Annotated in this window: 20 protein-coding genes; 7 read left to right on the top strand and 13 right to left on the bottom strand. The window is 41.8% G+C overall.

Translation table 11 applies throughout. The features are described 5' to 3' along the window. Positions 1-37 precede the first annotated feature (37 nt). Positions 38-1,090: a Glu/Leu/Phe/Val dehydrogenase dimerization domain-containing protein gene (locus RM556_RS08150; protein WP_311361669.1), complete on the bottom strand. Its 1,053-nt coding sequence runs from the start codon at positions 1,088-1,090 to the stop codon at positions 38-40. A gap of 223 nt (positions 1,091-1,313) precedes the next feature. Here RM556_RS08150 and RM556_RS08145 point away from each other — a divergent pair, with 223 nt between their 5' ends. After that, entirely contained in the window at positions 1,314-1,781 is a 468-nt protein-coding gene (locus RM556_RS08145) for an Lrp/AsnC family transcriptional regulator (protein ID WP_311361668.1), read from the top strand. Here the strand turns inward: RM556_RS08145 and maiA are convergent. The 7 genes from maiA to pspA form a co-directional block, all read right to left on the bottom strand. Next, positions 1,768-2,427 (bottom strand): maleylacetoacetate isomerase, encoded by a 660-nt coding sequence (maiA, locus tag RM556_RS08140; RefSeq protein ID WP_311361667.1) that lies wholly within the window; start codon positions 2,425-2,427, stop codon positions 1,768-1,770. The genes RM556_RS08145 and maiA overlap by 14 nt on opposite strands. A gap of 55 nt (positions 2,428-2,482) precedes the next feature. Continuing rightward, positions 2,483-3,493, bottom strand: coding sequence for a fumarylacetoacetate hydrolase family protein (locus tag RM556_RS08135; RefSeq protein ID WP_311361666.1), 1,011 nt, complete (start codon positions 3,491-3,493; stop codon positions 2,483-2,485). A 194-nt stretch (positions 3,494-3,687) separates the two neighbouring features. Then, a complete protein-coding gene (tyrR, locus tag RM556_RS08130) occupies positions 3,688-5,241 on the bottom strand; it encodes a transcriptional regulator TyrR (RefSeq protein WP_311361665.1) in 1,554 nt (517 codons plus the stop codon). A 170-nt stretch (positions 5,242-5,411) separates the two neighbouring features. Continuing rightward, positions 5,412-6,239 carry a phenylalanine 4-monooxygenase gene (gene phhA, locus RM556_RS08125; RefSeq protein ID WP_311361664.1) on the bottom strand — a complete coding sequence of 276 codons (828 nt, stop codon included), beginning with the start codon at positions 6,237-6,239 and terminating at the stop codon, positions 5,412-5,414. 275 nt (positions 6,240-6,514) lie between these two features. Continuing rightward, positions 6,515-6,991 (bottom strand): envelope stress response membrane protein PspC, encoded by a 477-nt coding sequence (gene pspC, locus RM556_RS08120; RefSeq protein ID WP_311361663.1) that lies wholly within the window; start codon positions 6,989-6,991, stop codon positions 6,515-6,517. Then, the gene (pspB, locus tag RM556_RS08115; protein ID WP_409220072.1) at positions 6,988-7,203 is read right to left on the bottom strand and encodes an envelope stress response membrane protein PspB; all 216 of its coding nucleotides are present in this window, start codon (positions 7,201-7,203) and stop codon (positions 6,988-6,990) included. The genes pspC and pspB overlap by 4 nt, the downstream gene beginning before the upstream one ends. 115 nt (positions 7,204-7,318) lie before the next feature. Further along, on the bottom strand, positions 7,319-8,008 hold the full coding sequence (gene pspA / locus RM556_RS08110) for a phage shock protein PspA (RefSeq protein ID WP_311361661.1): 690 nt from the start codon (positions 8,006-8,008) through the stop codon (positions 7,319-7,321). 220 nt (positions 8,009-8,228) lie between these two features. Between pspA and pspF the strand changes: the two genes are divergently transcribed. Genes pspF through RM556_RS08080 form a run of 6 tightly spaced genes read left to right on the top strand, consistent with a single transcriptional unit; the run spans position 8,229 to position 14,747 of the window. Continuing rightward, positions 8,229-9,338, top strand: coding sequence for a phage shock protein operon transcriptional activator (gene pspF / locus RM556_RS08105; protein ID WP_311361660.1), 1,110 nt, complete (start codon positions 8,229-8,231; stop codon positions 9,336-9,338). A gap of 38 nt (positions 9,339-9,376) precedes the next feature. After that, entirely contained in the window at positions 9,377-10,990 is a 1,614-nt protein-coding gene (locus RM556_RS08100; protein WP_409220071.1) for an ABC transporter substrate-binding protein, read from the top strand. Continuing rightward, positions 10,987-12,018: an ABC transporter permease gene (locus RM556_RS08095; protein ID WP_311374354.1), complete on the top strand. Its 1,032-nt coding sequence runs from the start codon at positions 10,987-10,989 to the stop codon at positions 12,016-12,018. The genes RM556_RS08100 and RM556_RS08095 overlap by 4 nt, the downstream gene beginning before the upstream one ends. Then, positions 12,005-12,898, top strand: a complete 894-nt coding sequence (locus RM556_RS08090) for an ABC transporter permease subunit (RefSeq protein ID WP_311361657.1) — start codon at positions 12,005-12,007, stop codon at positions 12,896-12,898. The genes RM556_RS08095 and RM556_RS08090 overlap by 14 nt, the downstream gene beginning before the upstream one ends. Beyond that, complete coding sequence (locus RM556_RS08085; RefSeq protein ID WP_311374353.1) at positions 12,898-13,956, top strand: oligopeptide/dipeptide ABC transporter ATP-binding protein; 1,059 nt, start codon at positions 12,898-12,900, stop codon at positions 13,954-13,956. Before RM556_RS08090 ends, RM556_RS08085 begins: the two co-directional genes overlap by 1 nt. Further along, positions 13,953-14,747, top strand: a complete 795-nt coding sequence (locus tag RM556_RS08080; protein ID WP_311361655.1) for an ATP-binding cassette domain-containing protein — start codon at positions 13,953-13,955, stop codon at positions 14,745-14,747. The genes RM556_RS08085 and RM556_RS08080 overlap by 4 nt, the downstream gene beginning before the upstream one ends. A gap of 4 nt (positions 14,748-14,751) precedes the next feature. Here the strand turns inward: RM556_RS08080 and RM556_RS08075 are convergent, their stop codons facing one another. The 5 genes from RM556_RS08075 to RM556_RS08055 all read right to left on the bottom strand — a co-directional run bounded on the left by RM556_RS08075 (position 14,752) and on the right by RM556_RS08055 (position 21,747). Further along, on the bottom strand, positions 14,752-16,455 hold the full coding sequence (locus tag RM556_RS08075; protein WP_311374352.1) for a Wzy polymerase domain-containing protein: 1,704 nt from the start codon (positions 16,453-16,455) through the stop codon (positions 14,752-14,754). A gap of 177 nt (positions 16,456-16,632) precedes the next feature. Next, entirely contained in the window at positions 16,633-17,220 is a 588-nt protein-coding gene (locus RM556_RS08070; RefSeq protein WP_311361653.1) for a DUF4402 domain-containing protein, read from the bottom strand. 183 nt (positions 17,221-17,403) lie between these two features. Then, entirely contained in the window at positions 17,404-18,228 is an 825-nt protein-coding gene (locus RM556_RS08065) for a hypothetical protein (RefSeq protein ID WP_311361652.1), read from the bottom strand. Between the two features lie 22 nt (positions 18,229-18,250). Then, positions 18,251-18,793, bottom strand: coding sequence for a hypothetical protein (locus RM556_RS08060; protein ID WP_311361651.1), 543 nt, complete (start codon positions 18,791-18,793; stop codon positions 18,251-18,253). Beyond that, positions 18,790-21,747 (bottom strand): hypothetical protein, encoded by a 2,958-nt coding sequence (locus RM556_RS08055; RefSeq protein ID WP_311374351.1) that lies wholly within the window; start codon positions 21,745-21,747, stop codon positions 18,790-18,792. Before RM556_RS08055 ends, RM556_RS08060 begins: the two co-directional genes overlap by 4 nt. Between the last annotated feature and the right edge of the window lie 21 nt (positions 21,748-21,768).

Here is a 21,768-nt window from a genome sequence, read left to right as displayed (position 1 = left end):
ACTATACTTGCGCTTGCAACAGCTATCACATAAAAATTTAGCTTTTTTGAAAGCGACTCTCTGCCATCTCGTCAGCGACCTGCGCCGTAGCCTGACCAGTCTCGGCTGCTTGATCAAAAATACGGCTCAAAGTTTCGCCAATTCGTTCTAGGTGAGCTTTCAGATTTTCAGCGTTACTCTCTGTACGTTGATGGAATATATCAATAATACCCCCAGCATTGATGACATAATCAGGTGCGTAAAGTATCCCTTTTTGCGCAAGTATTTTGCCCATTTCATCAGACGCTAATTGATTGTTTGCCGCTCCAGCAATGACTTTTGCGTTTATATTAGAAATATTATCAGCATTAATAGCGTTACCGAGTGCGCAAGGCGCAAAGACATCAACATCTAAAGCATCAATTTCATCAACCGAGACAGCAGTCGCTCCGTATTCATTAACCGCGCGGTCTAGGCCTTCAGGAAAAATATCCGCCACAAAAAGACGAGCTCCCGCCTTATAAAGATGCTCGGCAAGCCTTAAACCTACGTGACCAACCCCTTTTATTGCGACAGTTTTGCCACTTAAATCGCTACCGAAGCGATGACGAACAGCAGCTTGTAGGCCAACAAAAACACCATAAGCTGTCGCTGGCGCGGGGTTGCCATCTGCAGGACTTCCATCAAAGCTGTATTTAGAGAAAGTTCCTCCAACATGTTCAGTATGCTGCCCCATCGTGAGAATATCTGAAACGGAAATCCCAGAGTCTTCCGCAGTAATATATTTACCCTTAAAAGTATCTACAAAACGACCCATTGCGGCCATCATATCGGCAGTCTTATGATTTCTAGGATCACCAATAATCACAGCCTTACCACCGCCCTGTTCCAGGCCAGCCATGGCAGCTTTATATGTCATGCCCTTAGACAAACGAAGTACATCAGTGAGTGCTTCGTGTGAATTTGCGTAATTCCACATTCTACATCCCCCTAAGCCTGGACCTAAGTGTGTATTGTGCACGGCAATAATTGCTTTTAAGCCTGTTTCTTCGTCGTGGCAAAACGCGACTTGTTCATGAGATGCAAATTCTGGATGATCGAAAACCGACATAAGTACCTTTGTTTTTAATTATATTTGGCTAAAGACGATAAAATATACTGCGAGTATAAACAGTTGGCGAAATTGTAGCCGATGACACAGAGGATGTATCTTGCAATTTACAGTGTCTGCGTGAAAAGTTGTCAAATAAATGTGTTTATTATTTCCTTTTCCTAGGATACCTATCCTATAATGCTTTAGTCAAAAGTGATAAATGTCTCACAATGGTGGAATAATGAAGCTAGATAAATTTGATCGAGAAATTCTGAGAGTTATGCAAAAGGACGCTACGGTGTCTATGGCAGAGTTAAGTCAGTGCGTTGGGCTTTCGCATACTCCATGCTGGCGAAGAGTAAAACGAATGGAAGCTGACGGTGTAATACGCCAAAAAGTAACCTTGCTCGACAGCAAAAAGCTCAATTTAGGGGTGTCAGTATTTATCTACGTGACTCTGAAAAATCATGATGGCGACTCCCTCATTGATTTTGAGAAAGCCGTTCAAGAAGTTGACGAGATAGTGGAGTGTCATACGACGAGTGGTGACAAAGACTATTTACTGAAAGTCATTGTCGAGAGCATTGAGGAGTACGAGCAGCTTTTAAAAAATAAATTAACTCATCTCCCCCTGGTCGATCACTTAAGTTCAACTTTCGCCCTCAAACAAGTGAAGAACACGACAGAACTCCCTATCAAGAACGTATAGCGTCAACTTGGTTTTCTGGTGCCGCTTTTTTGAACGCATCCAGTTTATTGCAGTTTTCCCATATCTTAGAAATAAGTGGATATACACTCATATCCACTTCAAATCGAATAGCATTGTAGACCTGAGGTATTAAACACACATCCGCAAGCGTCACATCATAACCGTAAGAGTATTGTCCAGACCGTGTTTGTAAACGTTTTTCTAAGGCGTCAAACCCCGTTGTAATCCACTTCTGATTCCAAGCTTTTACATCCTCAGCGCTGGCATTAAAGTCACTTTTTAATGTTTCTAATATACGTAAATTCGTAATAGGCTGAATGTCACAGGCAACATCTTGAGCCAGAGCTCTCACTCTAGCCTTATCTAAACTATGACTCGGTAGTAGCTGTGGTGAATCAGGATACTTGTCATCCAAATATTCCAATATTGCCATCGACTGGTTTAATACAACATCTTCATCGTCATCAATGAAGGTGGGCACCAACATGGATGGGTTGATTCGCGTGTAAGGCTCAGCTTTCTGCTGCCCCCCGCCTTTTACCAAATGAACTGGGATATAATCAAACGCTAACTGCTTCAAATGTAGGGCAATTCTCACTCGGTAAGATGCCGAAGAACGCCAATAACCATGTAGTTGTAGACTCATTTCAAACCTTCCTTTTTGGTGCTAAGTCTATTGACCTAGCACGAGTGATCACAAATTAAGCCTGTTTCACGGTTTGGTCGATTGCCCCGAATATACTGTTGCCTTGCTTGTCAAACATCTCGATTTTTATGGTATCTCCGAAAGACATGAATGCAGTGCTAGGTGAGCCATCTCTTATCGTTTCAATCATTCTGACCTCTGCGATACATGAATAACCGAGACCACCTTCTGAAATCGCAGAACCATGGTCAGTCCCCTGTTTGTTTGACACTGTACCAGAACCGATAATTGCACCCGCTCCTAAGTTGCGAGACTTCGCTGCATGAGCCACTAACTGACCAAAATCAAAGGTCATGTCTTCACCAGCTTCTGGCTTACCGAATAATTCTCCGTTGTAGTGAGAGATAAGAGGTAGATGTACCTTATTATTTTTCCAAGCATCTCCGAGCTCGTCTGGCGTGACAGCGACAGGTGAGAACACAGAAGAAGGTTTGGATTGGAAGAAACCAAAGCCCTTGGCTAATTCACCTGGAATTAAACCACGCAATGAAACATCGTTGACCAACATTAAGAGCCTGATACTGCTACCCGCTTTATCCGCATCGACGCCCATAGGCACGTCTCCGGTAATTACGGCAACTTCGCCCTCAAAATCTATTCCCCAATCGTCAGATGGTAAAAGTACGTCGTCTCTTGGGCCGATAAAGTCGTCTGAACCACCTTGATACATTAAAGGGTCTGTCCAAAACGTTTCGGGCATTTCAGCACCACGGGCCTTGCGCACAAGCTCAACATGATTAACGTATGCGCTTCCATCAGCCCATTGGTATGCTCTTGGCAGCGGGCTTTCGCAATCATCTTCAGAAAATTCGACCACATTAAATAACTTACCTTCATTTAACTCGTCATAGCGCGCTTGCAAAAGCGGCTCTACTTTTGCCCAATCGTCTAAGGCTGCTTGTAGCGTAGCTGCGATATCACCTACGGCGACGGCTTTGCTCAAATCGCGGCTAACCAACATCAGTTTTCCGTCACGAGTATTGTTCTTGTAAGTTGCTAATTTCATTAATTAAACCTTATTGCATTGGCTGAATATTATAATCATTGACGCTAACGATAAAAACATCAAATAATAATTGCTTGTTTGGCGTCTATTATAGCCGTGATAGCCGAATCAAACAGCCGATTTAGTATCTCTTGCTACACAAGATACAAACACAAAAAAGCCCCTTTATTAGGGGCTTCAAGCGTTTTATGTAATCAATACTTTACAGTAGCCTTACTTATGCCATATTCGCGCAACTTGTTTGCTATAGCTGTATGGCTCAAGCCAAGTTTTCTCGCTAGTTGTCTAGTCGATGGATATGAAGGATACAGTCGCTTCAGTAACTCTTTCTCAAACTTCTTCACTTCGTGCTCAAGCGTTCCCTCGAAATTTTCATCAATATAATTCACGGTTGTGCTGCAACTAGGCAACTGAATTGCTTCTTTGGTTATTTCATTGCCATCCATTAGCGCAATGGCTCGATACAAAGCGTTTTCTAGTTGACGAACATTTCCAGGCCAAGGATAGGCTTGCAAATATTCTACGCACGATTTACTGAGTTTAGGTGAGCGAATACCAAGCTTATTACTGTGAGAACGAACAATGTTTTCAGCCAGTGGAATAATATCAGCCTTCCTCTCCCTGAGAGGTGGCACTACCATCGCCAGCACATTTAGGCGATAAAAAAGATCTTCCCGGAACGTACCTAATTCAACGCATTCAGACAAGTCTTTGCCGGTTGTGCAGATAATGCGCAAATCAACCGGTATTGAATGGTTCTGACCAGAACGTCGGTAACAACCATCCTCTATTACGCGCAACAATTTAGACTGCAATTGCTGAGACATCTCAGATATTTCATCTAACACGAGGGTGCCACCTGATGCTTTCTCTATCAGTCCAACTTTTGTTTCTGAGCCAGTAAACTGTCCTTGGTCAATCCCAAAAAGTTCAGTCTCGGCGACATCATCTGGTAAAGAAGCACAGTTAAGGGCGAAAAAACCTTGGTCAGAACGGGGGCTGCTATCGTGACACGCTCTTGCGATACGTTGTTTGCCCGTTCCCGCTTCACCATAAATAAGCATGTTACCGTCTAATTCAGCCATTCGTTTGGCATCCCGAATGACTTTACGCATTGCGGTACTCGATGCTTGGAACGAATCGAAGCTGTTAGATGCGCTTTTATTAAACATCGTAATCTGCTGACCTAAGCGCGATTCAGACTTTAAAATCACCACGGCACCGGCCAGCACTGTTTTGTCATTGTCAGGGACATCTACCGGTAAAATATCGGCAATATAATCTTGCTCTATGAATTTTACGCGCTGTGTTTGCGCATATATCTCTTTCGAATCTAGCCACTTGGTAATCGCAAAACCACTTAACACTTCATCTATATTAAGTTGAAGGATTTCCTCGGGACTTAATTCTAAGCCACTCGCAACCGCGTCATTGAACAAAATAATCTTGCCGTTAGTGTCTGTTGAGAAACAAGGGTCAGGTAATGTTTGTAGCAGCGCTCTTAATTGGTTTCGTTCACGCTGAATAGGCATAAAAGGCGTTGTTTTTACATCATCAATCCCCTCGATGCGTCGAATCTTCGGCATAAGGTGTTGAAAATTTTCAAACTCAATCGTAGGGAAATCAAGGAAGATCTTTCCCGTTTCATCAATTTCGATACCGCGCAAGTCAATATCGTACTCGGTAAGAATATCCAGTACGTCTTGCGTTATCCCGAGCCTATCTTGACAATTTATTTCCAATCGCATGATTTAATTAGTATCCGAGTGCTCACCCCAAGGTGAAATTTAGCTAATGAGTTAACATAATATACGCGGTTTTACCCAGCTAGATCAGTTTGCAAACTCTCCTCACAACCGGCTTTTGCTGTTAACAAAGACAGGTGTGAGGCGAATTAAATTTCAATTTTTGAAATTGTTTAACTTGCGATTTTTTCTTTCGGTGGGAACTTCGCTTCGAATAAGCCGAGTTTTTTAGCTTCCTCAACTAGCGCCATGATATCGAGTTGTGCGATATCAAAAAGGTCATCAAAGTGATTTAGCACATAGTAAAGTGGTTGCATAATATCAATACGATAAGGTGTTCTTAGCACGTCTATTGGCTTTAATGGGTGGCGCTCGGCAATATCACTTTCTAAAGCGTAATGCGTTTCGCCTGGTGACGAAAGAATGCCACCACCATAAATCCGAAGGCCCTCAGGGGTATTAAGTAGGCCAAACTCAACAGTAAACCAATAAAGTCTCGCTAAATAGCCCCTATCCTCTTTATTCGCAGCTAAACCTAACTTGCCATAGGTATGTGTAAAATGAGCAAATGCAGGGTTTGTTAATAATGGGCAGTGCCCAAATATTTCGTGAAAAATATCCGGCTCTTGCAAGTAATCAAACTCTTCTTCGCTTCTTATGAATGTTGCAACGGGAAACTCTTTGTTAGCTAAGAGTGTAAAAAAATCTGTGAAGTTAATTAGCGCAGGGACCTCTGCCGTTTTCCAGCCAGTCTCACGCAGCAACACTTCGTCTATATCTTTAAGTTGAGGGATTTTGTTTTCAGGCAGAGCAAGCAAATCAAGGCCGTTCATATACTGCTCACAAGCTCTTCCCGGCAGTAATTCTATTTGCCGTTGATACAGTTTTTCCCAAACTTTATTCTCGGTATCAGACCAAGCAATAAGGCCGTTTTCGTCTGACTGACGAGAAACATACTTCGTTTTTTTCGCTGGTACTTTTTGTTCAGTATCGCTCATCATAAATATTATGGATTCGTGTTAATTTCGACCGGAGGATGGTAACCAATTTTATTAAGATCTTGTCTATTTTGCGCGAAGGGAGAGCTTCGAATTAAGCAGCTATTGTAAAATTTAATTTACGAATTTACCCCAGAGCACCTGTAAATCCATAAATTGGCGAGGTAGTTCGCGGGGTTTTCGAGAAAGGATAAACCCAAAAGCAGTTTTGTGCTTTTGGGTAATTACTAACGAAGTGATACTTTTTTATTCAGCATGTAGCAAGTTTTAATGTCTAGTTAAAGTCGACTGATTTCACGGTTTATTTCAAACTCTTTCGACGTCACATAACCTTCTATCTTACGCAATCTTTGTTCTGCAGAACGAAAGCGTTGTTGGATATCGAAAAAAGCTTGTCTAGGCGGCTCTCCTGCTTGCCAAATACGTGATTTCACCTCTATCTTAGCTTCATCGCTTTTCGCACCAGCGGGATTTTTAGCTCGTTTCCCCCAACCTCTGTAAACGAATGTCGACTCGCCGCTAACATGGGTCGATTGTGTGTCACCAAGACTGCTTCCGCTTGGCTTTTTATCCAAAATGAACCATGCAGCAATATAAGTAACAAATATGAAAGGACCAGCCATAAGAAAGAAGGCAGTGACCGTTAAAATTCTAACCAGCCAAGTTTCTAGTTTAAAGTACTCTGCGACTCCTGCGCATACGCCTGCAATTTTGCCATTCTCGGGGTCGCGATACAAAGTGGTTCCAGTGTTCATGCTCTTTCCCTCCACTTTGGTGCTTCTTCATCAAGAATACGTTCTAAAGTATGGATTCTATCCGACATCATTTCTGCTTTTTCGGCAAGCTTTTGTAACGTTGCAAACTCTTCTTCTGACAAGCCTTGGCTAACTTGTTTTTTGCTTCGATAGTGCAAAATCAACCAAATTGGCGCGACAAAAAGCGTAAATAAAATTAGCGGAACGCCCATGAAAATAACTAATAATTCGTCCACAATATCTCTCCTAGTGATGGCTAGTGAGCGGAGGGCGGCACTCCATGTGCCGCTTCAACTGGCTCTCTGATTGTTCAAGCATATCTTAAAATTATGCTTTTTTCGCCTTACTTGGCTTCTCAGTTTTCGCTTGCATTTTTTTCTTCAATGCTTCGAGCTCACTATCGATCTTGCCACCAGCTTCTAATTCTGCGAACTCATCTTTAAGCGTTTTCTTACCCATGTCATAAGCTTCTACCTGTGACTCAAGGTCATCAATCTTGCGTTCAAACTGCTCAAAGCGTCCCATAGCTGCATCGACGGTTGAACTGTCTAAGCGCTTTTTTACTTCTAAACGCGAGCTCACTGTCTTCTGACGCATGATAATGGTTTTTTGACGTGTTTTTGCATCCGCTAGCTTCTCTTGAAGCTGTCCTGTCTCGGTTTGAAGCTTCTCAAGCTCTGACTCAATCAAGCCCAATTCGTGCTTTAATGCATCAGCAGATTCACTCGTCTTTTGCTTCTCATGTAGCGCGGCTCTCGCTAGGTCTTCGCGTTCTTTGCTAAGCGCTAACTCTGCTTTTGATTGCCACTCATCGGCTTCTGCCGTCAAGCGTGCGATTTGATTACTAACATCTTTCTTATTAGCAATCGTTTTTGCTGATGCTGAACGAACCTCTACTAAGGTATCCTCCATCTCTTGTATAATAAGGCGAACCATTTTTTCTGGATCTTCAGCCTTGTCTAACAACGAGTTGATGTTAGAGTTAATGATGTCTGTGAAACGTGAAAATATACCCATCGTTATATACCTCTGTAGTTAATCTAAATAGTTGCTCATCAACTTTGATTTGCATTCTGAAACTTACTGATGAGTATTCAATATGCTTGCCAACTCTTAATAACGAGATAAGCAATTGTTTTATATAGATAATAATTATTTTTAAAGAAGTAGAGGAATATTCTCAATTTTAAAGTACACTAACTTTTAGTGAAATTGACTATTTATCAAGGGATTTTTAATGAGCCGGTTCAAACAACAAGACAATCTACTCGGCCAAGCCAATAGTTTTCTGGAAGTCTTAGAACAAATATCGCAAATCGCGCCATTAAATAAGCCAGTGCTGGTTATCGGCGAGCGAGGCACCGGTAAAGAACTAATTGCGGCACGTTTACATTTCCTTTCCCAACGTTGGGAGCAAAACTATGTAAAACTCAATTGTGCCGCACTTAACGACAATTTATTAGAAAGTGAATTATTTGGCTACGAGGCTGGTGCCTTTACGGGGGCGGCAAAACGTCGAGAAGGACGTTTTGAATATGCCGATCAAGGAACCTTGTTTTTAGATGAATTAGCAAATACTTCGGCACTTGTTCAAGAAAAGCTCCTTCGTGTCATCGAGTATGGCGAGTTTGAGCGCGTAGGTGGCACCCGCACGGTTAAGGTAGATGTGCGACTGGTAGCTGCTACGAATGAAGACCTTCCGACTTTGGCAGAACAAGGTGAGTTTCGAGCGGATTTACTCGATCGTTTAGCCTTCGATGTCATTACTATTCCCCCACTTCGCCATAGACAAGAAGATATAATGAACCTGGCTGAACACTTTGCAATTAATATGGCTCGAGAGTTGGAATTAGAGCTTTTTAGTGGGTTTACCGCAAAAGCAAAACAAACCTTGATGGAATACGATTGGCCCGGCAATATCCGTGAGTTAAAAAATGTAGTTGAAAGAGCCGTATATAAGAATAATCCTCATTTGCCTGTGCATGAAATAAACGTCAATCCTTTTGAGTCTGAATTCAGACCCAAGCAACGTACCAAGGCACCGCTTAACCAAACACCGATAAGCGCTGCGCCAGTTGACAACAACTCCCTTGTTGACGCAATCGATGGCTCTGTAGCAAATCATCAAGCTCCACCAATTGCAGCTAGTTCAGACAGTAGCCCATTATTTGAATTTCCGTTGGACCTAAAACAAGCATCACAAGATCATGAAATTGCTATGCTTAAGTCCGCCTTAGAAGATGCACAATTTAATCAGAAAAAAACTGCAGAAAAGCTAAGTTTAACGTATCATCAATTGAGAGGATATCTTAAGAAATACAATCTTTTAGACAAAGCTGACGAATAATCATGGCATCACAAAGATATAGTAAGGCAAAAAGCACAATGAGGCTTGCCCTGAGCTCGAGCTTCATCGCATCGGCCTGCTTTATTCTGTTTGCCTGTACCAGCGAGAAAACCGATATCACCAAAAACGGTATCACCTTTTGTTCAGAAAGCAGTCCTGCATCATTTAATCCACAACTAGACACTTCTAGCACAACCGCTGACGCATCATCACATCAAATTTATGACCGTTTACTTGAATTCAATACTGAAGATGGTCGCATCGAACCTGGCCTAGCCAGCAGCTGGTTAGTGAGCAGTGACGGACTAACATATACCTTTCAGCTTAGGAAGGGCGTGCAATTTCATAACACTGAATACTTCACACCTAGTCGGAATTTTAATGCAGATGACGTAATATTCAGCATAGATCGTTGGCGTGTGAACTCGCATCCATATCACGACGTGGCAGGCGGCAATTATCCGTACTTTCAGAGCCTAGGCCTAAAAAGCACAATCAAAGAAGTGACTAGGATAAACGGCTATCGTGTTGAGATTTCGTTATATAAACCTGACAGCTCTTTCTTAGCAAACCTAGCAACCGACTTTTCGGTTGTGCTTTCAGCAGAATATGCCATGGAATTGCTGAAAGATGGCAGCCCTAGTGATCTCGATAAATTCCCAGTCGGCACGGGCCCGTATAAGTTTGTGGCTTATCGTAAAGACCAATATATACGATACGAACGACACACTGATTATTTTTTAGATACCAAAGGGCCAGAGCACTTAGTATTTGATATCACTCCGAAAAGCTCGCTGCGTGTCGCCAAATTAATTACCGGTGAGTGCGATGCGGTTGCATTTCCATCGCAAAATGATCTCGAAATTATTAGAGAGCGCGAAGACTTAACACTATTGGAGAAACCTGGCCTAAATATTGGTTTCTGGGCATTCAACACCAGTAAACCCCCCTTCGACAATCCAAAAGTACGAAGAGCCTTAGCACTTGCTATTGATAAGACATCATTGCTTGAAGCTGTTTATCTAGGTCAAGCGACGCGAGCAAAGAGTCTAGTGCCATCAGCATCTTGGGCGCATCAATCCAATATGCAAGACCTAGGCTATAACCCTGTAGCCGCACGTAAGCTTTTAGACGAGGCAGGGATCCCATTTAACTTCACCATGAATATTTGGGCCATGCCAGTTCAACGAGCCTATAACCCAAACGCGATGAAGATGGCTCAATTGATGAGGTCTTACCTAGCTGAAGTTGGTGTTACCGTGAATATCGTCAGTTATGATTGGGCCAGATTTAGAGAAAACCTAACCATCGGGATGCATGATTCGGTATTAATTGGCTGGTCTGCAGACAATGGCGATCCAGATAACTTTTATCGTCCTTTGTTAACATGCTCTGCAATACCGTCTGGTACCAATAGAGCACGATGGTGCAACGAAGATTATGACACGCTGATCGAAAGCGCATTAAAAACGGATAACGCCAACGAGCGCAGAGTGTATTATCACAGAGCAAATAACATTATTTTTGACGAAACACCGCTCGTCCCTATTGCTCACGCTTATCAATATCAAGCGGTCAGCAACAATATAAGTGGTATGGTTATCAATCCTTTCGGTGGGATCCGCTTTGATGACGTGGAGCGTAAACCTTGATTAACCTGCTTTTACGCTACATCAACTTGATGGTGATTACGATTGCAGTGTTGGTCGTTATTTCATTTGCTCTTCCCTACTTCTTTCCAGGCGATACGTTAACCAACTTATCTGGCATTGTGCCTGAATCTGATGCTCAAAGAGCCGCGCTTGAGGCGGCATATAAGCTAGACGGTTCGGTTTTCGCTCAATTTTGGCATTACTTAAATACATTAGTGAATGGTAACTGGGGCGTCAGTTTTACCTCGCAAACGTCTTTATTGAAAGAAGTCAGCATTGCCTTCCCTGCAACAATTGAATTAATCACCTACGCACTGCTTATTTCCGTTATTTTTGGTATTCCGCTGGGCTTCCTAGGTGGCCTTTGGCATCACAAACCTTTTGACTTTGGTGTCGTCACATTTAGCGTCGTCAGTTATTCATTCCCTGTGTTTTGGTTAGCATTAATCTTCATCACTATATTTAGTTTACAACTCGGTTTCTTGCCTCTGTCTGGCCGTGTTAATTTACTTTATGATGTGCCTCATCAAACAGGCTTCATCCTGCTTGATATTCTAAGAGCAGACATGCCGAACAAGGCAGATGCCTTCTACGACGCTATTCAGCATATAATTTTGCCCACCCTATCAATCGCCTTTGTCACCACTGCAATTTTTGTAAGATTTACCCGACGCTCCATTATGGACGTAATGGAGAAAGGGTATATTGATGCGGCAAAATCACGTGGTTTCACCACCAAACAGATATTTTTCAAACATGGTTTGCGCAATGCTTTACTGCCTATTTTACCTCTCATGGCGATGCAAATATCAACCTTGATAACGAATGCCATGGTTGTTGAAACTATTTTTTCTTGGCCAGGTATTGGTAACTGGCTTATTCAAGCAATTTACCAACGGGACTACCCTGCAATACGCATTGGTATGTTGGTCGTTTCTATGTTCGTGGTAAGCTTAACCATCACTATTGAGTTTTTAAGTCGAGCTATCGACCCAGCAAGGGATAAATTTGAACGTGGCGCAGTTTAATCTTTATCAAGAGGAGTATCACCCTTCTCCAATTATGCATATTTGGCTTGAGTTTAAACGAAGCCACTTCGCGCTAGTTGGCTTTGCGGTCTTATTGCTTTTTTGTGTTATTACAATTTTAGCGCCTTTGTTAGCGCCTTATGATCCTAACGTGCAAAATACGAATGCCATCCTATTACCCCCTGCGTGGGAAGGAAATGGTACTATCGCACATCTATTCGGCACCAATGCTTTGGGTCAAGATGTGTTTTCAAGGACATTACATGCATGCAGAATAACGTTTGGTTCAAGTGTTATACTGGTATTCATTGCTTTAGTGGTCGGCGTAGCCTTGGGCACGCTTGCTGGGATGAATCGAGGGGTCAAGTCAAGTATATTAAACCACCTGCTAGATAGTCTTATGGCAGTCCCTACACTACTGATTGCGATTATCATTGTTGCTATCTTAGGCACAGGCTTAGCAAACAGTATGTTAGCAATCATTCTTGCTCTCATACCGCAATTTGTACACCAAACTCGTAATTTTGTGCGAGAGGAAATGAAAAAGGACTACATCCTACTCGATCGTCTCGACGGAGCATCTTCATTTCGCATTTTTTGGAAGTCTATTTTACCAGGAATGTTTGAGTTGCTCGCGGTGCAAAGTACTTTGGCTTTGTCTGTTGCGATTATCGATATTTCAGCGTTAGGCTTCCTAAATTTAGGCGCGCAAAGCCCAGTAGTCGAACTGGGGGCTAGCTTGTCGCAAAGTTTAGAAGTCGCTTATTCCGCACCTTGGTTAATTGCCTTGCCCGGTTTTTGCATTTTTCTGATGGTGTTATCAATCAACATTGTTGGTGAAGGTTTACGTTCAGCCTTACGCAATAGGTTAATACACTAATGCCCTTACTTGATATCAAAAACCTCACGGTTGAAATCGACACTGGCAATGAGTTTGTCAAAGCGTTGGATAAAGTGAGTATTACTGTTGAAGCAGGCGAAATTCGGGCATTAGTTGGCGAATCTGGCTCTGGAAAAAGCTTAATTGTACGAGCAATAATTGGAGCTGTTCCTGACCATTGGATAATCACTGCAGATAGAATGACGTGGAAAGGGCAAAACTTGCTTACGATGTCCAATGAGCAACGTCGTGTGATCATGCGCCGCGAAATAGCAGTTGTTTTTCAAGATCCGACCTCGTCACTCGATCCTTCAGCTACTTTACGAGAACAGTTAGAAGAAAGTATTCCCTCTGAATTTTTAGATAAAGGAATGTTTTGGCAACGTAATAAACAACGCCGAGAAATCGCCATCGGCTTAATGCACAAAGTGGGTATTAAAGACCACGATAGTTGCATGCAACGATATCCACATGAAATTGCCTCTGACATTGCGCAAAAGTTTATGATTGCCATGGCTTTAGTGTCTGAACCTGAGATATTAATTGCGGACGACCCCACTCGAAGTATGGAAAGCACGACCAAAAATCAAATATTACGATTACTCAGTGCTCTCAACGAATCAAAAAAACTTGCTATATTGTTTGTTAGTCACGATTTGTTAGCAATTTCGAGCATGGCCGATAGCATGACAGTATTGTACTGTGGGCAAACCGTGGAGTCTGGAAAAGTAAAGCATCTGCACCGAAGGCCGCTGCATCCCTATACAAAAGCATTGCTGGATAGTGCACCAAGCTTTCAAATTAACTTGCCGCCTAAATCACACTTAGTATCATTGGAAGGTACGATCCCTACGCTCCAACATTTACCGATTGGCTGTCGCTTAGGACCACGTTGCCCCAGTGCTAGAAAAGAGTGTGTCAAAGTTCCGGAAGAACGGTTCATTCAGCAACATGCATATAGTTGCCACTTTCCTTTACATTTACCCACTGGCAATGACAAGAGTTCAAATGACACTGAAGACTTTAACCTTGGCAATTCCGAAGGAAGTCGACAATGACCGCGATTCTTGAGGTAAAAGATCTGATATACACTCACCGTGTAAAACGGTCGATTTTTTCAAAGCCAGATGAATTTGTGTTGGGTCCTGTTAGCTTTAAAGTTAATGCGGGTGAAACCTTAGCTATCACTGGACATAACGGTTCTGGAAAAACACTCTTAGCCAGAGCCTTGGTGGGTGGAATAAGTCCTCAACAAGGCAGTATATTGTTAGAAGGTAAAGAGGTTGAGCAAAGTGATAAACAAACTAGAAACCATGATGTCAGACTCATCCTTCAACACAGTAAAAACAGCTTAAACCCCGCGGTTACTGTCGGTGCAGTCCTTAATCAAACCTTGCAACTGAATACAGATTTTGATGAACAAGATCGAAAGGTAAAGATAGAACAGACTCTAGTTAAAGTGGGGCTATTAAGAGAGCACTACTATTTTTATCGTCATATGCTATCAGATGGTCAGCAACAGCGTGTTTCGCTAGCAAGAGCAATGATATTAGATCCAAAGATCATCGTCGCCGATGAACCGTTTGCGGCCTTAGATCCCTCTGTCCGTTCTCAAACCGTTAACCTCATATTAGATATTCAGCAAGAGCTGGGTATGGCTTTTATCTTTATCTCACAAAACCTTGGGATTGTGCGACATATCAGCGACCGAGTAATGATCATGGATAAAGGTAAGGTAATAGAAGAAGGACCTACCCAGGCTGTATTTAAACAACCTGAGCATGAATTGACGAAGAAGCTTATCGACTCGCATTCAAGTTTAGTGGATAAGCATTTTGAGCAGTTTTGATCTACTAACCTGGATTTAATTTTGTGTGCAGTGCGATGACTTTCTCATCAGATGGGAAAAAAGCATATGCTTCTTTCATGATTTCTTGTGCTTTTTTATTTTGACCTGAAATGAGATACATCTCTGCAAGTTGGACATACAAGAGTGCTTCTGGCCATTGCATTACATTATCTTCTAGGAATTCGATGTAGCTGTATACTTGCTCTTTGCTGATCGAACCTTGTTGCTTCCCTCGCTTGAACGTCCATTGATATTTTTCGTGCGTAAATAAACGCTCAAAACTCTGTGTGGGTGTTACGGAGTAAAGCAGACTTTCATCTTGTTTATTGCCCTGTCGATACTCAATCAGGGCATTCATTGAGGCTATTGAAAGAAGCAAAAACATAATAGCTTTATAAGATATGAGTCCTACAGCGGGGATGATAAAACCGCTAGCCACCGGTGTGAACTTCACGACTTTCTTTCTTCCCTTACTCGCCAACGCCAGAATAATAGCAAACGCGAAAAGGTGTGGCGCGGATGCATAAAATGGAAACTCTAAAAGCGAGTGACCAACAAAAGGCAAAGCTAAAAGCAAGACGCTTGGGTCAATCCACCCATTTTTCAAACCTAGTAGCCAAGTAATCATAAAGCCCACAAAAGCTAAACCAGACACAACTCCAAGTTCTACCATCCATTGCAGCGGCTCGTTATGGATATGGCTTGTAATAGGAAGCTCCGTAGGTATTCTGTTCTGCTGCTCTTCCAAGGCGATTTTTTTGAGCATAAACTCTCTCGCCATGTTACCCGCACCAACACCTCGTAATGGCTTATCCATGATGAGATTAACGCCCACTTGGTACATCAATGGCCTCACCCCAACTGACTGAATACCAATGGGTGCCGTCACTATTTGATTTGGGCGAATATCGAACCATTGTTTAGGGGTAAAGCTAGTAAGAAGACATACAATACCGAGAGCAAACGTTAGCTTACGCGATTTGTATTTGAATGCGCAATAACTAAGGTAGGCAAGGACGGCAATGATCGGCACAACACGGCCAGTTCTGGCCTCAGCCAGCATAGTTAAATGGGCGTTCAGTATAATAATTAAGAATACTAGCGTTATTGCCAATCGACTTTTTTTTGATTGATTGAATAAGAAATATATTGCTAACAATGACCCAAAAGCCAGATAAGAACTGAATACATTTTTTTGACCAAAGGTTCCATGAGGTTGGGTGCTATTTGCAGCGACAAACCATAAACTTGGTTCATAGATCAAATAATACTGAACCATCCCCCAAACAGTTTGCACGAGTGCAGACAAGAGCAGAATGGCTAACAATATCGTCTTAAAGCGTCGACGATTGCACTGTTCGACTATAAAAAAAAGTATTAAGGCACTGCTTATAGCCAGCGCAATTAAGAACATGTCGTATTCAAGCGCTTGCTTCGCATAGCTCAAGGGCAGTAGCAGCAATACAATGCTAAGAAAATACCCCACTAAACTCTTACTTAACTTTATACTGCATTTGAGGCTAATGAAAAGCCCGCCCATCGCGAATATCAAGGTAAACCCGAGCCATGTAGCATTATTGAATGCTAAACCTAATCCAAAACCGCCAAGTTGATGTGTTGTATAATTCATCAGTATAAGGAAGGTGAGGCCAAATAAAGCTAGAATAGTGTTATTTGAAATTGACTGGTAGCTTGATTGATGAGGCATTACCTTTTGTTCCTTATGCTTGAAATCAAGATGTTGAAAGTGAGAGCAACTTCATTTCTCTATACTATTCAGCAAACTTGCAAATATCAGACCAAAAAAAATCCCGCATTAGTGCGGGATTTTAAAATACAGTTATTATTCGAATAATATCTTAGTCTTACTAAAAGATACTAATAACTAGTAACTCACGGTGATTGTAAAGTTTCCTTCGTAGTTACCATCGATTAGTAACTCTGCTGGACCACCTGGCAATGTAAGTGTGCCACCTAAGCCGACAGTCAATGTGCCACCAACATCCGTTTGAAAATCACCAGCAGTAAATGCAGACGCACCAGAGTTGATACTTTCAGTAACGGTACCGTCTGTTACTTGGAATGCACTCAAGGTAAATTCTGGACTACCTGGAGGCGCTGTAGAGTTGATTAGAGCTACAGTATCAACGTTTGTATTGATTTTTAGGTCAGTGAAGGGCGCAGCTCCAGCGATTGTGTAACTTGCTGCAGTCCCAGGAACCAAGACTCTAATGCCACCAGCAGGCTGACCTTGAGTTCCATCTGGATTAACCGTTAGCGTACCATCGGTGCCAGAAACTACAGTAGCAGTAATAGTACCGAAGCTTAATGCTGCATCTTCAGTCAAGGTAAAAGCATTTTGCACTGTTACCGATGCAGTAGTGGTTTCGTTCTGTTGTGAAAAAGCAGCAAAAGAGGCAAGAGTAACACCTGCAACTACTAGCGATTTTTGAATTTGATTGCGTTTAAACATGGAAATCTCCAATTTACTTTATAAAATTAAATGACACAGACACGCATGTTTAATTGCGTTGTCTAAGCCTAAATCAAACATCATAGTTCGAATGTAAGGTTTTCGCCTGACAAACTCTCTATCGACCCTCAATTTTGAAACTTAAGTGTAAAATTAAAAAAAGTTTTAAATAATGCCTGCGTGTTACTTTCTAACGTAGTCATTGATGGAGATATCTTTGGTCACAGATAGAAACTTCTGACCAATTTGCTCGTTAGTTCCTACAAAGTCTAAACGCACCTTCATATTTTTGGGTTCAGTAAACCCTTGCCATTCCACTTTGATGACTCGTCGATCCTTTTCATGGAAGACATTTATACCTCGCAATATACCAATCGTTTCTGACTGCCCACTTTGTTCATCTATTACAGAAACATTGATATCACCATTGATACTGCTCGTTCCTGTCTTTCCTAAATCAATCTCAAAAAATACTTTTTTCTCATTTTTAACATTTACCTTAATGTCGTTTAATCTCAGGCTTGCATTATTTTTCTGGTTTCTAACAATTACGGGGACTGTATAACTTGTGAGTACGTTTATTTTAAAACCAATGCCCTCGTCCCTGCTCTCAGCGGCTGGGTTTGGTGCTGTAGGTAATGCTGTGACTTTTAAGTGGGAACGATACTCAGGAAGGTCCATGTCTGACTTTCTTCTCAGCATCAGTTTGATAACTTGTCTTTCACCTGGTTTTAGCGTTACTTGACGAGGTGAATAGCGAATATAATCGCTTGACGCAAAGCTGACATCGTTGTCAGCGAGTAAAATATAGTTACCAAAATCGTCAGTTGTATTTTCTTGCCATTCTATTCGATAACTCCGAGTCTGTTCAGTGACGTTTATCAAAATAATGTCTTTTACGCGATCTCTGTCCTCGAATGCAATCCGAGTGGGTGATACCAACAAATTAGCATTAACGCTCTGACAAAAGCCAAACACAAGCACTAACATAGTGAATATATATTTCATTTTCTTTTCTTCCTTCCTACTACTAATAATTAACCGTTACTGTGTATTGCGCTCTAAAAACAGTATCTCTAAAATTTGTTCCCCCCGATCCAGACGTGGCAAATACACCTCCAACGACAAAGTCGACATTTCCACTTTCATCTGTAATTACGAACTCTTCTGCATCATATCTTTGCACAACAAACTGTTCCTGCGAAACCTGATCGGTGACAGTCCCACCCTGGTTCGCCTGAACGGTGATATATAGCCGGCGCTCTGGATCAAAGCCTTGAGCCCGCATAATAGCGGGCTGACCAACTTGTAAAAGTCTCACTCCTCCACTCGTTCTAGTGAACGAGTCGAGATCTATTTCAATGGTACCTACCGTAGAGTTGTCTAATACAGCAACAGTGCCAAGGTCAAGCGCCTGAATCTCTTCAACTGTTTGAGCATATAGTTTTTGCCAAGGGCTAACAGCAAGCGTCAATAGACTTAACGCTTGAAAAAATACCCTGATGCCTTTTGCTCTTAAAAAATATCGGAATGGTTTCAGACAATCGAACTTCATACTCATATTAATGCTCATATATTGTTACCTACTTTAAAACGATCCTTCCGAACCGAACAAGTAGGAAGTATCACCCTTTGCTGCTCACAGAAAGAGCTTGCTCGTTCTGCACTGTCAAAAATACCAACGCCGATAACATATTTACCCTCGTTTTTTGCTTCATGAAGTGTAAAGCGAATGTTTTGCTGTTTAAATTTCTGTTGAACTATTTTAAGGTATGCCTTGGCCGCATTTTTTATTGAAAACTCGCCTATAAATGCCTGATATTGGGTCTTGTATGGTAGTTTTCGCATGTTTAGTTGAACATCAGGAATAAATGAACCAGCTTTCCTTGCATCAACCCTAAATGAGTAGTCCGCTGTGAGCTCATTTTCATCTAAAAACTCCGTAGACACTCTTAAAGAGTAAGTGTCAGGAAACAAGACATCAGAATAGAAATACCCATCATATTCACTCTTAATCGTTTTAACGAACTCGCCGTTACTTCTAAAAATATCGATTGGCGCATTACGCAGTGCTTTCGCATATCCAGCTCCGTCGTAAACTTTCAGCTCTCCCTCAAATTCAATACCTTGCACAAATGGATAGTTGATTAGGGTCAGCAGGCCCTCACGAGGTGTCAATGAGGTATTTTCAGTCGATTGCAGTAAGTACGGGTCTTCTAGCGACTCTAAATCCACACTCAAATCTGTTTTTCTAAATGAAGGGACTCCATCTAGTATAGCAATGCCAAACTCATCACTTTCAGCAAAACGTGACAACTGATCAGCAGCCACTTTTACCCTCGGCAGCACCTTATCTTCGGAGTCAAATACAAAGTTCTGATTTACATCTTCGTAAAGCCTTACTGCGACCAGTCCGTTCGATGTTAAAGGCAAACTACTGGCGACATAGCCTCTTCCAAATGGCGCCTCAGACATACTGAAGCGGGCGTTCAATGATATGGCCATATCGTCGTTTGAATTGTGCGACAAACTGCTAAAAATTGCATAAGTTGGCTGTTGCCACTGAAGACTCCACTGATAAGCATTCAATCCAGTCTCAAATTCTCTATTTACTTTAAACCTGGTTGAGAGATTATTATAAAACTCATAATTTATTGAGGCTTCTGCACTTTTCCAGTCAAGTCCTGTGACCTCATCGATACTATATCTAGCGTTAAGACGGGTAAAAACATTACCGGTAGTCGTACTAAAGGTAACTCCCCCTTGTTTTGATGTGTTTCGTTCATCGCCTACTTTGGTTTCCTGATAACCGAAATCGTGACTCAGAAAGCCATAACGAGAAGATAAAGTCAGGGTGTTGTTCAGATTAAGAGAGGAATCATTGTTCTGTAGCCAAGACCCCGAGACAATATTGGCATAAGATACCCGAAAAAGGTCTCCTGTGTAGAGGTTACCACTCATTCTCAATGCTAAATTATCAGTTTGGCTTTCCCCGTCTCCAAATGCGCTACTAGCACTTACATTCAGGAATTGATCAAATAACCTTGATTGCAATGACGCTGAAACAGTGTGAGTATCGCTGCCCGATGTGCTCAATGCGACACTAGATAAAACTCTAGGACTTATTCTTGCCGTGGCTCCAATAGAATACAGACCGCTTGAATCGGACAGGTTGATGTTATGTGAAAAGCGTGTTGATAACCACCCTAGAAATGAATAAGAGTATGCACCTGATAGAAACAGATCTTGTTCTTCACCAGTTGAGGAAGAATCGTTCAACAATGTAGTATTTGCTTGAGTTAAGGACACATTATAACGAAGTTTCGGGTTGAATATATCGGCGTCCAAATTACGCTCATAACGTTCTCGTTGTATCTGTCCTTGTGGACCATATTTGACTACATCGAACGTATTCAGGTTAGCAAAAAGTGGTATATCGAGAAACTCGTATTGTCCTCCACTGGTATTAAGCTCTTTTCTTGTCAGTACACCGTTTTGATATAACTCTACATCCCATCCATCCTGAATAATGCCCGTAATATTTGTAAACTCAAAGTCAAAAGGTTGTCCTAGCTTCTGGTTACTGATATTTACGCCAATCGACTCAGAGCCTGTCACTCCGCTCACTCGAGTAGGTCGAACATCGCCGAATTGAAAGGTGGATGCATTTAAAGGACCGAGCAGATCCTCATTTAAGGACTGTTGTTTGAAATTAACATTTGCCGACTGAAAAATATCAGTGTCATCGCCACGTACAAAAAATCGAGTCGAGAAGCCTGCAATATCTTGGATACCCACAACGCTATAAAAACTATTGAAATCATCGTCCCTGTATATTGATGTGAGGTTTGCATCAAACATTTGATGAGAGCGTTCAAAGTAGCCGAAATCAAAGTTCGGGTATTTAATAGTAAGGTGTTCTCTTGAATTTACATTTGTTTCTTCTCGCTTCAGCTTTTCTTGTGCTGGCAAAGGGATACTAGCTTTAGCGTTAACTGATAAACTTTCACTCTCAAAAGTAAGAGACAGGCCAAACCAAGAAGCGACTAAGTCAAAATCCATCAAAACTTCATTGTTAAAGCTTTGCACGTTTTGTGAGCTTATGTATGTCTTGTTTTCAGACCTTACAAGCTCTCCGGCGTTGCTGCCTTGCACTTCATTGTATAATATTAAGTCAAACGTCCTGTTTTCAGATATGTACCAGCCCTTCAATTCGAGTCGCTGTTCTGAATTTACTCTTGTGATTGGAAAATTCATTACGTTGATTACTTCTTCAGGGTTAACAAATAACCCTTGGCCTGTTACCACAGCAAAAACCTCACCGTAGTTCAGTGAACCAACCCTAATTGTAACGATTAGCTCTTCACCAATTTCAAAACGTTCGGATAATGTTGCCAGTGCAACCTCTTTAGTTGAACTCCCAATTAAGTTGCCTTCAGCATCATAAGTTTGCTGTCCGTAGACATCACCACTAACACTAACTAGAGTGAACAGTAATGCTGAAGTGATGAGGTTTAGTTTAATCACAGGATTATCTCTGTTCTTCTA

Source organism: Alteromonas sp. W364, from assembly GCF_031846205.1.
Taxonomy (GTDB): Bacteria; Pseudomonadota; Gammaproteobacteria; order Enterobacterales; family Alteromonadaceae; genus Glaciecola; species Glaciecola blandensis.
Note: the sequence above shows the minus strand (reverse complement) of the source record. Positions and strands in the feature narration are given on the sequence as shown.